The 14,180-nt window shown below is 71.7% G+C and carries 18 protein-coding genes; 6 read left to right on the top strand and 12 right to left on the bottom strand.

The genetic code is table 11. The annotated features are described in order from the left end of the window. Positions 1 to 30: 30 nt before the first annotated feature. From AB0B68_RS01460 to AB0B68_RS01450, 3 genes are read right to left on the bottom strand one after another with little or no spacing between them, the layout of a single operon-like run. Positions 31 to 858 (bottom strand): 3-keto-5-aminohexanoate cleavage protein, encoded by an 828-nt coding sequence (locus AB0B68_RS01460; RefSeq protein ID WP_357257350.1) that lies wholly within the window; start codon positions 856 to 858, stop codon positions 31 to 33. 23 nt (positions 859 to 881) lie between these two features. Then, complete coding sequence (locus AB0B68_RS01455; protein WP_357257348.1) at positions 882 to 1,994, bottom strand: folate-binding protein; 1,113 nt, start codon at positions 1,992 to 1,994, stop codon at positions 882 to 884. Continuing rightward, positions 1,991 to 2,419, bottom strand: a complete 429-nt coding sequence (locus tag AB0B68_RS01450) for a Fur family transcriptional regulator (RefSeq protein ID WP_091402843.1) — start codon at positions 2,417 to 2,419, stop codon at positions 1,991 to 1,993. Before AB0B68_RS01450 ends, AB0B68_RS01455 begins: the two co-directional genes overlap by 4 nt. 68 nt (positions 2,420 to 2,487) lie before the next feature. Here AB0B68_RS01450 and AB0B68_RS01445 point away from each other — a divergent pair, with 68 nt between their 5' ends. Beyond that, entirely contained in the window at positions 2,488 to 3,369 is an 882-nt protein-coding gene (locus AB0B68_RS01445; RefSeq protein WP_357257346.1) for an aminotransferase class IV, read from the top strand. 3 nt (positions 3,370 to 3,372) lie between these two features. Here the strand turns inward: AB0B68_RS01445 and AB0B68_RS01440 are convergent, their stop codons facing one another. Further along, entirely contained in the window at positions 3,373 to 3,963 is a 591-nt protein-coding gene (locus AB0B68_RS01440; RefSeq protein WP_357202068.1) for an FABP family protein, read from the bottom strand. Between the two features lie 61 nt (positions 3,964 to 4,024). Beyond that, on the bottom strand, positions 4,025 to 4,129 hold the full coding sequence (gene mtfM, locus AB0B68_RS01435) for a small membrane protein MtfM (RefSeq protein ID WP_030327764.1): 105 nt from the start codon (positions 4,127 to 4,129) through the stop codon (positions 4,025 to 4,027). Between the two features lie 12 nt (positions 4,130 to 4,141). Between mtfM and AB0B68_RS01430 the strand changes: the two genes are divergently transcribed. The 3 genes from AB0B68_RS01430 to AB0B68_RS01420 all read left to right on the top strand — a co-directional run bounded on the left by AB0B68_RS01430 (position 4,142) and on the right by AB0B68_RS01420 (position 7,027). After that, positions 4,142 to 4,516: a DsrE family protein gene (locus tag AB0B68_RS01430; RefSeq protein ID WP_124820325.1), complete on the top strand. Its 375-nt coding sequence runs from the start codon at positions 4,142 to 4,144 to the stop codon at positions 4,514 to 4,516. Between the two features lie 79 nt (positions 4,517 to 4,595). Beyond that, positions 4,596 to 4,976 (top strand): SCP2 sterol-binding domain-containing protein, encoded by a 381-nt coding sequence (locus AB0B68_RS01425; protein WP_357202000.1) that lies wholly within the window; start codon positions 4,596 to 4,598, stop codon positions 4,974 to 4,976. After that, a complete protein-coding gene (locus tag AB0B68_RS01420; RefSeq protein WP_357257343.1) occupies positions 4,973 to 7,027 on the top strand; it encodes a glycogen debranching N-terminal domain-containing protein in 2,055 nt (684 codons plus the stop codon). Before AB0B68_RS01425 ends, AB0B68_RS01420 begins: the two co-directional genes overlap by 4 nt. Before the next feature lie 10 nt (positions 7,028 to 7,037). Here AB0B68_RS01420 and AB0B68_RS01415 read toward each other — a convergent pair whose 3' ends face one another. The 7 genes from AB0B68_RS01415 to AB0B68_RS01385 form a co-directional block, all read right to left on the bottom strand. Then, positions 7,038 to 7,901, bottom strand: a complete 864-nt coding sequence (locus AB0B68_RS01415; protein ID WP_357201994.1) for a hypothetical protein — start codon at positions 7,899 to 7,901, stop codon at positions 7,038 to 7,040. Positions 7,902 to 7,972: 71 nt separating this feature from the next. Continuing rightward, positions 7,973 to 8,431: a winged helix-turn-helix domain-containing protein gene (locus AB0B68_RS01410; protein WP_357202065.1), complete on the bottom strand. Its 459-nt coding sequence runs from the start codon at positions 8,429 to 8,431 to the stop codon at positions 7,973 to 7,975. Positions 8,432 to 8,626: 195 nt separating this feature from the next. After that, the gene (locus AB0B68_RS01405) at positions 8,627 to 8,947 is read right to left on the bottom strand and encodes a DUF1416 domain-containing protein (protein WP_355005813.1); all 321 of its coding nucleotides are present in this window, start codon (positions 8,945 to 8,947) and stop codon (positions 8,627 to 8,629) included. Between the two features lie 2 nt (positions 8,948 to 8,949). Then, positions 8,950 to 9,798: a sulfurtransferase gene (locus AB0B68_RS01400; protein ID WP_355005814.1), complete on the bottom strand. Its 849-nt coding sequence runs from the start codon at positions 9,796 to 9,798 to the stop codon at positions 8,950 to 8,952. Between the two features lie 206 nt (positions 9,799 to 10,004). Further along, the gene (locus tag AB0B68_RS01395) at positions 10,005 to 10,082 is read right to left on the bottom strand and encodes an Ms5788A family Cys-rich leader peptide (RefSeq protein ID WP_310503780.1); all 78 of its coding nucleotides are present in this window, start codon (positions 10,080 to 10,082) and stop codon (positions 10,005 to 10,007) included. Positions 10,083 to 10,187: 105 nt separating this feature from the next. After that, on the bottom strand, positions 10,188 to 10,976 hold the full coding sequence (locus AB0B68_RS01390; RefSeq protein ID WP_355005815.1) for a DUF2993 domain-containing protein: 789 nt from the start codon (positions 10,974 to 10,976) through the stop codon (positions 10,188 to 10,190). Between the two features lie 104 nt (positions 10,977 to 11,080). Further along, on the bottom strand, positions 11,081 to 12,139 hold the full coding sequence (locus AB0B68_RS01385) for a hypothetical protein (RefSeq protein WP_357257341.1): 1,059 nt from the start codon (positions 12,137 to 12,139) through the stop codon (positions 11,081 to 11,083). Positions 12,140 to 12,380: 241 nt separating this feature from the next. On the opposite strand from AB0B68_RS01385, the gene AB0B68_RS01380 reads away from it, so the two are divergent. Both AB0B68_RS01380 and AB0B68_RS01375 read left to right on the top strand, forming a co-directional pair. Then, positions 12,381 to 13,100 carry a response regulator transcription factor gene (locus AB0B68_RS01380; RefSeq protein WP_184188346.1) on the top strand — a complete coding sequence of 240 codons (720 nt, stop codon included), beginning with the start codon at positions 12,381 to 12,383 and terminating at the stop codon, positions 13,098 to 13,100. A 232-nt stretch (positions 13,101 to 13,332) separates the two neighbouring features. Continuing rightward, positions 13,333 to 14,133: a polysaccharide deacetylase family protein gene (locus AB0B68_RS01375; protein ID WP_357206459.1), complete on the top strand. Its 801-nt coding sequence runs from the start codon at positions 13,333 to 13,335 to the stop codon at positions 14,131 to 14,133. The last annotated feature ends 47 nt before the right edge of the window (positions 14,134 to 14,180 follow it).

Raw genomic sequence — 14,180 nt, 5'->3', positions numbered from 1 at the left:
GGGTGACAGGGGCGCGGGACAGACCTGCCCTTACAGCCCGAGCAGTTCGCGAGCCTCGGCGGTGGTCAATGGCGGGCGCTGGGCGAGCTGGGCGAAACCCACCGCGCGGGCCACCAGTTGCATGTTCGACTCCACCGGACGGCCCTTGGCGTACGTCACGGTGTCCTCCATGCCGACCCGCAGGTGCCCGCCGGTCGACAGAGCGGCCAGCATCACCGGGATCGTGCTGCGGCCGACGCCGGTGGCCGAGAAGGTGGTGCCCTCGGGCAGGTCCCGCAGCATCCGGTGGGCCGCGACGAGGGTCTCGGTGGTGCCCGGCATCCCGCCCGGCACGCCCATCACGAAGTCGACGTGCACGTGCCCGCCGGCCGGCAGCCCGTACTTGCCGAGCAACCGCTGCAACGCGGACAGGTGGCCGAGGTCGAAGATCTCGTACTCCGGCACGATCCCGCGTTCCTGCATCCGGGTGTGCAGGTCGACGATGAACTCCCAGCGGTTGAGGAAGACGTCGTCGCCGAAGTTGACAGTGCCCATGGTGCAGGAGGCCATGTCCGGACGGGCGTCGAGCACGGCGAGCCGGGCGGCCTCCGGGTCGGTCACCGCGCCACCGGAGGAGAGCTGCACGATCAGGTCGGTGCTCTCCCGCAGCGCCGCTACGGTGTCGGCCAGCCGCACCGGGTCGAGCGTCGGCCGGGCCTCGTCGTCGCGGATGTGGACGTGGATCACGGCGGCGCCGAGCGCCTCGCACTCCTTGGCGGTGAGCAGCAACTCGTCGAGGGTCACCGGCAGCGCCGGCACCTCCGCCTTGGCCGACTCAGCGCCGGTCGGGGCTACCGTGATCAACGTCCCTGTCGTCATGCCGGCGATCCTAGACGGCCCGCTCAGGAGGGGTCGATCGCCGCCGCGGTCTCGCCGATCAGCAACGCGGCGTCGTCCGGGACGTTCCGCTTTATTACCGCGAGCGCGACCTGGCCCAGCTCGTGGTGCAGCACGGCGGTGCCGACGAAGCCGACCGCCCGGCCATCGAGCGTCACCGGCGTACCGGCCACCGGCGGCTGATCGGTGGTCACCCCGTCCAGATGCAGGAGTACGAGGCGACGCGGCGGCCGGCCCATGTTGTGCACCCGTGCCACCGTCTCCTGCCCCCGGTAGCAACCCTTGTCCAGATGCACCGCCGGGGCGATCAGGTCGACCTCGGCCGGGATGGTCCGGTGGTCGGTGTCCACCCCGACCCGGGGCTGCCGGGCGGCCACCCGAATCGCCTCGTACGCCCACAGCCCCGCGAGCGGCACGCCGGCGCCGCGCAACTCCGCCACCACCTGGTCCATCGCCGACCGGGGCACCAGCAGGTCCACCCCGAGCGGGCCACGTCGGGCCCAGCCGCCGATCGGCAGCGGTCGTACGTCGTACCGTGCGCTCGCCCGTGGTGGCACGGCACCGTGCGGGAACTTCGGACCCGGCACCGCGACCACGTCCGGTGCGGCGAGCCCGGTCACGCCGAGCGTGCCGAGCGCCTCCATGGCCGCCGGCCCCACCAGCGACAACAGCGCGCGGTCGGCCGTCGCGTCGCGTGGCTCGACCTTGCTGAAGAACCGCATCTTCTCCAGGTAGGTCAGCAGGCCCTCGGTCGCACCCGGCTCGGTGTCGAGCCAGGCGGTCTCGCCGTCCTCGGCGACCATGGCGTGCTGCTCGACGTGGCCGTGCGGGGACAGCACCAGCAACTCGGTGCCCTCGCCTGCGGAGAGCGCGGTCAGGTGCTGCGAGGTGACAGTGTGCAGCCAGCCGGCCCGCTCTTCCCCGGGCACCGCGATGACCCCCCGGTGCGACCTGTCGACCAGACCGACAGCGGTGTCGAGGGTGCGCTGCTCGCGCAGCGGGTCGCCGTAGTGCGCGGCCACCCCCCGCACCCCGGCCGCGACGTGCGCTGGATCCGGCTGGTCACGGCTGGCCTCGTCGATGCTCTCGACTGCCACCGCGCCCGCGATGTCGATCATTTCTCGTCCCCGTTCTCGCAGCGTACGCAGACGCCGAAGAGTGACACGTGCCCGATGTCCACCCGGAACCCGCGCTGCGCGGCCAACTGGTCGGCGAGCGGGCGGAGCAGCTCCGGATCGATCTCGTCGATCGCGCCACACTCCCGGCAGACCAGGTGGACGTGTTGGTGCTCACCGGCGGCGTGATAGGTCGGTGAGCCGTGCGACAGGTGCGTGTGGGTGACCAGACCGAGCCGTTCCAGCAGCTCAAGCGTGCGGTAGATGGTGGTGATGTTGACGCCGGCGGCCACCTCCCGGACTGCGGTGTGCACCTGCTCCGGGGTGGCGTGGCCCAGATCGAGCACCGCCTGGAGAACGAGCTGCCGCTGGGCCGTCAGCCGCAGCCCACGGGCCCGCAGCATTTCCGCGAGGGAGGATTCGGACACGCTCCGATCATAGTTCGGCCACCAGGCTGTCCCCCGCACCGCGATCGATCACCGCTACGCTCGCGGTCATGGTGACGTCGTCCGTCGGCAATGTCCCGGCTGCTCCCAGCCCGCGGATCGCCGTGCTCGGGCGGGGCCTCATCGCGACCAACGAGCCCGTGCTCCGCGGCGACGACCTGGGCGTTCTGCGCGGCGACGGGCTCTTCGAGTCCATGCACCTGCGCCAGGGCCGGCCGTGGTTGCGCGACGAGCACCTGGCCCGAATGACCACGGCTGCGGCGGCCGTCGACCTGGATCTGCCCCCCGCCGACGCGCTCATCGACCTCCTCGACACGGTGCGTGCGGGCTGGCCCGCACCGGTGGAGGGCGCGCTACGGCTGGTCTGCACCCGGGGCTCCGAGGCCGGCGGCCCGCCGACCGTCTACGCCACGCTGACCGAGGTGCCGGCGTCGTCGCGGGCGGCCCGGCGGAACGGGATCACAGTGGCCACCCTGCCGTTGGGGGTGCCCGCCGACGCGCGTACCGGGCTCGACTGGTTGCCGGCCGGGATCAAATCCACGTCGTACGCGGTGAACAGCGCCGCCCGCCGCTGGGCACAGCGGGCCGGCGTGGACGACGTGCTCTGGGTCTCCTCCGACGGGTACGCCCTGGAGGGGCCGATCGCGAACGTGGTGTGGCTCACCGCGGGCACGCTCTGCACCGTGCCGGCCGCGACCACCGGCATCCTGCCCGGCACGACAGCGGCCTGGCTGCTCGCCCACGCTCACGAGCTGGGCCTGGACGCCGCCGAACGGATGGTCACCCCGGCCGAGCTGCACGCCGCCGAGGGGGTCTGGTTCAGCTCGTCCGTGCGCGGGCTCGCCGAAATCCGAATGCTGGACGGGGTGCGCCGGAACCCTTGCCCGCGCACCCCCGCCCTGCACTCACTGCTGGGCTTCCCCGTCGGGTAGCGGTCAGCCGCCGACCCGGACGAGTCGGGCGGAGAGGTGCGGGCTGAGCCCGTGCCCCATGGCGGCCATCTCCTGGGCGTAGAGCAGCGCACCCTCGACGATGCCGAAGAGCCGGTGCCCGCCGGTGACCTCCTTGGCGGTCGGAGTCCGGACCACCGCGTCGGTGGCGAATTCGATCTGCGTGCCGGTGCGCTTGCCCAGGTGCAGCTCCATGATCCCGGTCGGGGTGGTGATCAGCGCCTCCAGCTCGTCGGTCGCCCGCCCGTCCACCAGCACCGGTCGCCACCAGCCCGCCTCGCGGCCGGCCGGACGGACCGGCTTGCTCTGCTCGTCGAGGATCCACGCACGCGACTCGTAGTGCAGGAACGGGCGGCCGTCGTGGCTGATCCGGATCTCCTGCGCGTAGTCGAAGTCCTCGATGGTGGGGAAGCCACCCTTGCCCCGACCGCGCCACAGACCGATGTACGGCAGCAGGGCGTCCAGCGCGGGGTGCAGCTTCGGCCCGACCCGCAGGTCGTGGCTCTCCTCGAACGGGTACTCCTCGACCGGCGGCGCGTTCAGCCACGGCGGCTGCAGCGGGTTCTCGCTCATCAGCGTCACCTTGCCTCTTTCGTTCGCGACTGCGGGGCTCGCAAAACCGGCTCACTCCTCGCGCTCACCAGCGTCCTCTCGAAATGCGTACGGCAAGGTAGACCAGGCCACCGGCGAGCCCGCCCAGGCCAGCGACCAGCAGGCTGACAAACCCGATCTCGGTAACCATCCCGGCCATCCTATGCTGGGCCACATGGCCCGCAATCTCGTCGTGAAGGCCACCGCGGGGGCGGACGCCCCGGAGCGGTGCGCGCAGGCATTCACCGTCGCCGCGACGGCGGTAGCGGCCGGGGTGGACGTCTCGCTCTGGCTGACCGGTGAGTCCACCTGGTTCGCGCTGCCCGGTCGCGCCCAGCAGTTCGACCTGCCGCACTCCGCGCCCCTGGCCGAGTTGTTGCACGTCATCCTGACCAGCGGCCGGGTGACCGCCTGCACGCAGTGCGCGGCCCGTCGGGAGATCGGCCCGGACGACGTACTCCCCGGCGTCCGGATCGCCGGTGCAGCGGTCTTCGTCGAGGAGGCGTTGGCCGAGGGCGCGCAGGCGCTCGTCTACTGACCGCACGGCGGCGGCCTGTCGATCCGAGCGGAGTGCCGATACCGACCCGACATCTCGGACGGCTGCCTACGATTCGGATGTGACCGAGGCGGCGGAGAGGTTCTTCGAGACACTGCCGTCGCGCGCAGCCGAGGTTCTGGGCGGCCTGGCCGACGGCACCCTCCAGATCGACCTCGGCGACGACCACCGCACCGAACACTGGCTGGTCCGGATGCGGCCCGGGTCGGTGCAGGTCACCCGGGAGCGTGGGCCGGCCGACGCGATCTGGTACAGCAGCGCCGCCCTCTTCGACCGGCTGATCAGCGGCGAGGCCCAGGGGGTCGCGGCGGTGCTGCGCAACGAGAGCACGTTCAGCGGGAACGTGGTGCTCTTCCTCGCCTTCCGCCGGTTCTTTCCCAACCCGCCCGGCACCCGCGACCCCCGCGAAACGGCCCGCCGAGCAGCGGGGCGACTTCGGTGAAGGACCTCGTCAGCATCCTGGACGGCAACACCTTCCTGGTCAGCGACCGGCGTGGCGACATCGAACCCTCCTACGACTTCCCCACCGGGATGTTCTCCTTCGACACCCGCTTCCTGTCCACGTGGGTGCTCACCCTGGACGGCCAACGGCTGCACGCCCTCTCCGTCGACGATGCCGAGTCGTACCGCACCCGGTTCTTCCTCGCCCCCGGCGAACCCACGCACTATCTGGACGCCAAGGCGTCGGTGATCCGCAGCCGGGCGATAGTGGGCAGCTTCGAGGAGGAGCTGACAGTGCTGAACCACCTCGGCGCGGAGGTCGAGTGCACCCTCCGGATCGAGATCGGGGCCGATTTCGCCGACCTGTTCGAGATCAAGAACTCTCGGCAGAAGCGGGGACGGACCACGATCACGGTCGCCGAGAACGAATTGCGGCTGTCCTACCGGCGAGAGGCGTTCCACCGGGAGATGGTGGTCAGCACCACCGCGCCGGCGCAGGTCGACGACACCGGAATGACCTTCCGGATCCGGATAGCCCGCAACGACAGCTGGACCACCAGACTGCACGTGTCCAGCGTCGTCTATGGCGCCCGGGGCGAGGACATCCGGGCCACCCTCCCGTACGGCGGCAGCCGCAGCGCGGACGCGATCCGGGCCGAACAGCAGGAGCTCATCGACCGGGCGCCGAAGCTCGGCTGCGACTGCGAGCCGCTGGCCGGGGCGTACCGGCGCAGCCTCAACGACCTGGCCGCGCTGCGCTACGAGTCGATCGCCCTGGGCGTACGGCTGATCGCCGCGGGACTCCCCTGGTTCATGACCCTGTTCGGCCGGGACAGCATCATCACCTCGTTGCAGGTGCTGCCGTTCCTGCCGGAGCTGGTCCCGCCGACGATCCTGATGCTGGCCGGACTACAGGGGGAGCGGGTGGACGACTTCCGGGACGAGGAACCCGGCAAGATCCTGCACGAGCTCCGGTACGGGGAGACCGCCGGCTTCGAGGAGCAGCCACACTCGCCGTACTACGGGTCGGCCGACTCGACGCCCCTGTTCATCATCCTGGTCGACGAGTACGAGCGGTGGACCGGTGACGCGGCACTCGTCCGCAAGCTGGAACCGCAGATCCGCGCGGCGCTGGAGTGGATCGACACCTACGGTGACCTGCTCGGCACCGGTTACCTCTGGTACCAGACCCGCAACCCGGAGACCGGCCTGCAGAACCAGTGCTGGAAGGACTCCTGGGACGCCATCTCGTACGCCGACGGTCAACTGCCCGGCTTCCCCCGGGCCACCTGCGAGTTGCAGGGCTACGCCTACGACGCGAAGGTCCGAGCCGCCCGGCTGGCTCGGACCTTCTGGAACGACCCGGAGTTCGCCGACGAGTTGGAGCGGCAGGCCGCCGACCTGAAACGGCGGTTCGACCGCGACTTCTGGATCGCCGACCGCGAGCACTACGCGCTCGCGCTGGACGCCGACGGCCGGCAGGTGGACGCGCTGACCTCGAACATCGGGCACCTGCTGTGGAGCGGCATCGTGGACGAGTCCCGCGCCGGCAAGGTGGTCGAGCACCTGCTCGGGCCACGGCTGTTCTCCGGCTGGGGGGTGCGGACGCTCGCCTCGGACGAGGGGCGGTACAACCCGATCGGCTACCACGTGGGCACCGTCTGGCCGTTCGACAACTCGATCATCGCCTGGGGGTTGTGGAGGTACGGCTTCCGGGAGGAGGCCGGGTTGCTCTGCGAGACGATGCTGGCCGCGTCCCGGTACTTCGGGGGTCGGCTGCCGGAGGCGTTCGCCGGCTACGCCCGTGACCTCACCGACTATCCGGTGGAGTACCCGACCGCATGCAGCCCGCAGGCCTGGTCGGCAGGCACCCCGCTGCTGCTGCTGCGCGTGATGCTGGGGTTGGAGCCGCAGGGCGAGCACCTGATCATCGACCCGGCCGTGCCGCCGGGCATGGGCCGGGTGGAGCTGCTGGACATCCCCGGCCGGTGGGGCAAGGTCGACGCGTTGGGGCGCAGCCGTGGCCCCGAGGACCAGCCGGACGGCCGCTGACCCGCCCGGCTCAGCTCGGGCAGCCGACGGTGGCGGCGAGTCGGGTGGCGTCCGGGCTGATCTCGGCCAGCACCGTGACGGCGCCGCTGCGGTACGCGTACACCGGGGGTTGGTCCAGCAGTGGGGCGTTGCCGGCCAGCGGGGCGAGGGCGACCGTCGAAGCCGCCGGGCCCTGACCGTCGACGAACCAGGCGGTACGGGCGAGCCCGCCGCCCGGGCAGGGCGCGGTGGCCAGCTCCGGCGTGGCGTCGCCCGGCCGGTCGAGGGCTTTCAGCGCGGCGGTCAGCGCGGCGGCCTCCGGGCCGGCAGCGGTGGCCGGAGCCGGCGTGTAGCCGGCGCCGACGGGCCGGCAACCGGTGTCGACGACCAGTCGCACCCGGCCGTCGACGGTCGGCCGGCCCTCGACGGCCACGAAGTCTCCTGCGTCGGCGCGCAGCTCGGGGCCGTCCATCCCGGGCCCGACCCCGGCCCGCCAGCTCGCCGGCAGCCGCTCGGCGATGCCGGCCAGCACGGCCCGCTCGTCACCGGTGGCAGCCAGCACCCCGACTTCGCGTCGCAACCTCGCCCCGTCGGCGAACGGGGTGACCCGGCAGCCGGACGCGACCCGCGCCGGGCTCAGTTCCAGCAGTCCAGCCGCACCGGCCGCGCGAGCCAACTCGCCGACCGCCCGGTCGACCACCGGGCCAGCCTGATCGAGGGAACGCTGCTCGCGGACTGTCGGCGGGTCGTTTCGCACCGATATCCAGGTGAGCCCGGCCAGCAGCACCGCCCAGGCCACTGTCACGGCCAGCAGCCAACGCCGCCGCGACCGGGCCGGTGTCGGCGCGGCGGGGCCGGCCGAAGAGGCCCAACCCGTCTGGACAGCACCGCTCACCCGGCCATGGTGTCACGCGCCCGCTGCCGGGCCGGCAGCGGAGGCGGTCGGCCCGACGGAGCGACAGCGGGTCAGTGGTCGTTCAGCCGGGGCGGCGGGTCGAGCCGGTAGCCGACGCCCCGCACGGTGTGCACCTGCGGGCCGCCCGGTAGACCCCGCAGCCTGCGGCGAAGCCGCCTGACGGTGGATTGCAGCGCCGCGGTGTCAGCGCCACCCAGCGCGGCGACGCAGAGCCGTTCGTAGCTCCACACCACCAGCGGTGGACCGATGAGCAGGGTGAGCAACTCCCGTTCGGTGGGGGTCAGCGGGAGCACCTCGCCGCGCCAGGTGACCCGATGTCCGGCCCGGTCGACGACCAGCTCACCCCACTTCACCAGGCCCCGCGCCTCGTTGAGTGGAAGGACCGTGGGGCTGACCCGCGCCGGACCCGCCGGCGACGACAACAGCTCGCGTAGCTCGGTCAGATCGGAACAGCTGAGCACCGGGGCACGCCCGTCGAGTTGGCTCAGCACCCGCTCCCGCAGCGACATGTCGGTGCCCACGCAGAGGACGATGGGGACCGCTTCGTCGGACCCGCCGCTTTCATCCCTGAAATTCACCAGTAGATAGTGACGCACGCCGATGGATTTCGGCACCCGCCTCGGCGTGCCGGCACGCCGAGGACAAACGACCGGGGCCAGCCACCCCCGGGAGGGTGACCGGCCCCGGTCGATCAGAGCAGTGGGTCAGGCGACGGTGACGGCAACCTCGTTGACGCCTCGGCCGGCAGTGACGGCGGTGTCGCCGTTGCCGTGCCGGGACAACGCCCGCAGCGTCCAGGAGCCCGGTGCGGCGAAGAACCGGAACTGCCCGGCGGACGAGGTGACCACCTCGGCGGTGAACTCACCGGTCGAATCGAGCAGCCGGACGTACGCGCCGGGCACCGGCTCGGCCTCGGCGGAACGGACGATGCCGGTGATCACGGTTTCCTTCTCCAGGTCCAGGCTGGCCGGCAGCGGCGCGGCCTGGTCCGGTGCGGCGCAACCCGCGGCGGTGGGAAGAGTCATGATCATGCCTCCCCGGGTTCGTCGCCGAGCGCGACAGGCACACCGACCAGCGAGCCGTACTCGGTCCAGGAGCCGTCGTAGTTCTTGACGTTGCGGTGACCCAGCAGCTCCTGGAGCACGAACCAGGTGTGCGACGAGCGCTCACCGATCCGGCAGTACGCGATGGTCTCCCTGCCGTCGTCGAGCCCCGCGTCGCCGTAGATCCTGCGCAGCTCGTCGTCGGACCGGAAGGTGCCGTCCTCGTTGGCCGCCTTGGACCACGGCACGCTGATCGCGGTGGGGATGTGACCGGCCCGCTGCGCCTGCTCCTGCGGCAGGTGGGCGGGGGCGAGCAGGCGACCGGCGAACTCGTCGGGGCTGCGCACGTCGACCAGGTTCTTGGTGCCGATCGCCGCGACGACCTCGTCGCGGAACGCCCGGATGGACGTGTCCGGCTCCTGCGCGACGTACTGCGTCGCCGGGCGGGACACCGCGTCGGTGACGAGCGGACGGGCGTCCAGCTCCCACTTCTTACGGCCGCCGTCGAGCAGCTTCACGTCCCGGTGGCCGTAGAGCTTGAAGTACCAGTAGGCGTACGCGGCGAACCAGTTGTTGTTGCCGCCGTACAGGACGACGACGTCGTCGTTGCTGATGCCCCGCTCGGAGAGCAGCGCCTCGAACTGCGACTTGTTGACGAAGTCCCGGCGGACCTGGTCCTGGAGGTCCGTCTTCCAGTCAATCTTGATGGCGCCGGCGATGTGGCCGGTCTCGTAGGCCGAGGTGTCCTCGTCGACCTCGACGAAGACGACGCCCGGGGCGTCGAGGTTCTTCTCGGCCCACTCGGCCGAAACGAGTGCGGTGTCGCGACTCATCGAATCACTCCCTGGTGAGGATGGATGGTGAGCCAACGCGCGGAGATCGATGGATGCAACTGTCGCACCACGCGCGGGACCCAGCGGAAGGACGGGATCACGGGTTCGTGCGACGGCGCCGCTGCCGGGCGTTCGGTGGGATGACCGGAGGGTGTGAGAACCCTGTGCCGGTGGCCGCCGTCAGGCGGCCGGAGACAGCCCCGCCGTCAGATGACGGGGCGACACAGGCAGGTGGCCACGCGGCACAGGTCGACCGCGCGCCGTTTGGTGAGGTGGGTCCCCATGGCCAGGGAGCTTACCAGCCAGTGACCGTGCTGCCACTGGGCCGACCACCATCCGGGAATCGCCGGGATCGCCGGGGACTCCGGCGTCCCACCGCGCCTCCGGTGTCAGCCAGCGGAGTTGATCGGCACGTTCTTCGCGTCGACGGTGACCGCCAGCCCGTCCGGCAGTGGACGGACCTCGCGGACCGCGAGCTGGAACGGCAACTCCGGCAGGGGAACATCGATGGAGATGCTCTTGGCGTAGTTGCTCAGAAAGGCCCGGGCCAGCGGCAGGTTCGGCAGACCGGCGGCGTCCAGGTCGTTGAACCGCAGGGCGACAGCGCCGTTGTCGGCGACGGTGACGTCGGCGGTGCCGCTGATGGTGAGCTTCTGACCGAGGATGTCGGCCGGGGCCGTGACGGTGAGCTTGCCGTTCTGCTCGCCGAGCGTGAGACCCGGGCGCTTCAGCAGCGCGGCCAGACTCTCGTAGCTGATCGTGCCGGCGCCGTTGACGGTGTCCGCCACGATGTCACCCTGGCCGGTGCGCAGGGTGTCCAGCGAGGCTCGCACCTTGCGGGCGGTCACGTCGAGCACCGGGAGCCGAACGGCTTCGCCCTCGACCGGGGCCTGCACGTCCCGCAGGTTGATGGTGATCCGCTGGTAACGGCCATCCAGCACCTGGGTGAGGAACGGGGTCCCGCCCACCTCCACCTCAGGAGCGGCGGACTGCGCGCCCTGCTTGGTGATCTCCTGACGGACACGGTCGGCGATCATCCGCTCGGCGACCCCGACCGCGACCCGGTCGGCGACCACCAGCAACCCCGCCAGCAGCAGGAGCAGCACGAACAGCCCGATGAGCAGCTTGCGGCCACGCCGTCGGGGTCGCGCCTGGTCCACCGGATAGTCCTGCGCCACGCCGCCTCCTGTCTCCGCCCGTCGCGCCGCGACGGGTCGTTCATACCGACGCCGCAGGGCGGCGCACCCGTAGGTACCCGACCGGCGAAGTGCTCAACCGCGACTCAGAGGAGAAGCATGCACATGGCGTACGCGGCGGGCGCCGCCAGGGCGAAGCCGCCGAGCGGGCCCTGCATGTGCCGGGCCACCCACATCGTGGGCGGTTCACCGGCCATCAACCGGCCCGCCTCCGCGTACCCCACGGCGAGGTCGGAGAGGACGGCGGTGACCGCCGCGACCAGGCCGATCACGGCGGCCCGGGTCGGCGTGAAGGGAGCCACCAGGTAGCTGCCGAGGAGGGCGCTGGTCAGCGTGCCGACCATCGCGCCGGCCACCACGCCGGCGGCGCCCCGGGGCACCTGCGGTGCGAGCCGAGGCCAGGGCAGAACGGCGTCGGTGAGCCGGGCCACGGTGAGCGCGACACCGCTCGCGGTCAGGCAGACGGTGATCGCCTGGGTGCCGGCCGGGATCCGGCTGAGCACGATCAGGGTGCCGAAAGCCACCACCCCGACCACGATGAGCAGTGTGGAACCGAGGGAGTCGGTGACCCGGACCCGGTCGACGCGACGAACCAGTTGGCCGAGCACCGCGGCGAGGAAACCACCGGCGGCCAGGTAACCCAGCGGCGCCAGGCCGGCGACGTCGGTCTGCACCGCCGCGATGTCGACCAGCGCCGCGACAACGGCGCTGATCCCGGCGACCACCAACAGCGCGGGCGGACGCATCGCCATCGTCCAGGCGAGCACGAAGAGCAGTTGGACGCCGAAGATGATGAAGGCGAACGGCAGCCGGTGACCGGGACCCGACGTCTGCGCGCCGAGCACCAGGCCGACGCCGAGCAGGGCGGCGAAGCCGGCGATGGTCAGCGCCAGTTGACGGTGCACCGCGACCGGGGGAATGACCTCCTCTTCCGGCTCGTCGATCTCGTCTTCGGATCGGCGGGCCGGCTCGCCGGAGCGGCGGGCACGGCGCGGCCCACCCCGTTCGCGGCGGTCGCCATCGGTGGTGGCCGGACCGGTACGCGGCGCGGGCGGTTGGCCGCGCGTCGCTGCGGCGGCCGGACCCGGTTGGGGCCCGGCGGGCCACGATTCGCGGCCGGCCTCGGGCGAGGTGGAGGGAAACACGACCCGATCGTGCCAGACCGACGGCCCGACGCGGTGGTCAAGGGTTTCAGCGACGTTAAAAACCGGGCCACGATCAGGGGCAAGCTAGACAAACGGGAAATGGCCTGACGGCGCGGCCGAGGCGATCGGTTAGGCTCAACGCGTTACCCGCCCGTCAGCGACGCCGGGACCACGCAATTTCTCAGCGCACTCCTTGATGAGTGCGACTGGTCGCGTGCGGCCTCGCGCCGCCGGGACGGAGGTGATCGTGGAGATCCTGCTGCTGGTGACCGCGCGCGCAGGAGAACCGTCGGCTGTGCTGCCGGCGCTCGACCTGCTACCGCACTCGGTCCGCACCGCGCCGCGTGACGTTCGCACACTGGTCGCGGGCCCCAGCCCCGACGCGGTGATGGTGGATGCCCGATCGGAGTTGAGCGAGGCCCGGGCGACCTGCCGGATGTTGCACGCCACCGGGCTCGGCGTGCCGTTGGTCGCGGTGGTGACCGAGGCCGGCCTGATCGCACTCAACGCCGACTGGGGCGTCGACGACGTCATCCTCGCCTCGGCCGGCCCCGCCGAGGTCGAGGCACGGCTGCGGCTGGCCGTGGGCCGGCTCAGCAACGCGACCGCTGGCGCGGGTGGCTCGATCCGGGCGGGCGAGTTGACCATCGACCCGGACACCTACGCGGCCAAGCTCAAGGGCCGTCCGCTCGACCTCACCTACAAGGAGTTCGAGCTGCTCAAGTTCCTGGCCCAGCACCCGGGCCGGGTGTTCACCCGGGACCAGCTCCTGCGCGAGGTCTGGGGCTACGACTACTTCGGCGGCACCCGCACGGTGGACGTGCACGTCCGGCGACTGCGCGCCAAGCTCGGCTCGGAGTACGAGTCGATGATCGGCACCGTTCGCCAGGTCGGCTACAAGTTCGTCGTGCCTCCGTCGCGGTCGCTTGCCGAGGCGGAGCACGCGCCCCTGCCGGTCTGATCCGGAGACGGCTCCGGGCGATTTCCCATATGCCCTTTTTGCACAGCTTGGCAGCTCTATTCTGACTGCCGGGTTTGTCGGAGAAAGGGGCGACGGTGCGCGCACTGACCACGGGGGCGACGGGCCGGCGTGACCGGCAAACCAGGCGGAAGTCGTGACGCGGGGCAGCACCACCGCCCGGGCCGCGGGGATCGTGACGCTGGTGGTGGCGGGGCTGCTCGGCTCCGCGTACATGCTGGGCCGCAGCCTCGTCCCCGACCAGACGCCTCGGCATTCCACCGGTGTCACCACGAGCGCCGACGGACCGCACTACGCCGACCAACCCAGCGTCGGCGAGCCGGGCGGAGCCCCGAGCGCCAGCGCGAGCGCGGTCCAGACCGGCCCGGCCGAGACCGGCCAGGACGGGTCCGGACGGGTGGCCGGAGGCGACAACCTGTTCGGCGCGCACGCCACCACCGGCACCCCGCGGCTCGCGCTGACCTTCGACGATGGGCCGGACCCGCGCTACACGCCGCAGGTCCTCGCCCTCCTGCGCGAATACGACGTGCGCGCCACGTTCTGCGTCGTCGGCGAGAACGCGCAGAACCACCCCGACCTGATCCAGTCGATCGTGGACGACGGGCACACCCTGTGCAACCACTCCTGGCACCATGACGTCGGCCTGGGCACCCGGTCGGCCGACGCGATCCGCTCCGACCTTCTGCGCACCAACGCGGCGATCCGGGCGGCGGTGCCGAACGCGCCGATCGTCTGGTACCGCCAGCCTGGCGGAGCGTGGACGTACCCGGTGGTGTCGGTGGCGCGGCAGCTCGGCATGACCCCGCTGCACTGGTCGGTGGACCCGTCGGACTGGGAGCTACCCGGCGCCACCAAGATCACCGCGACGGTGCTGAGCCAGGCCGCGCCGGGCTCGGTGGTGCTGCTGCACGACGCCGGTGGGGACCGGCAGGGAACGATGGACGCGCTGCGCCGCATCCTGCCCGACCTGACCGCCCGGTTCGAGCTGGAGGCACTCCCCACCGACCCGACGTGAGCCGGGGCTTTACGGAGACGCTCCGGGCGTCACGACACGCAACGGAT

It is taken from the genome of Micromonospora sp. NPDC049049 (assembly GCF_040649115.1).
Lineage (GTDB): Bacteria > Actinomycetota > Actinomycetes > Mycobacteriales > Micromonosporaceae > Micromonospora.
Note: the sequence above shows the minus strand (reverse complement) of the source record. Positions and strands in the feature narration are given on the sequence as shown.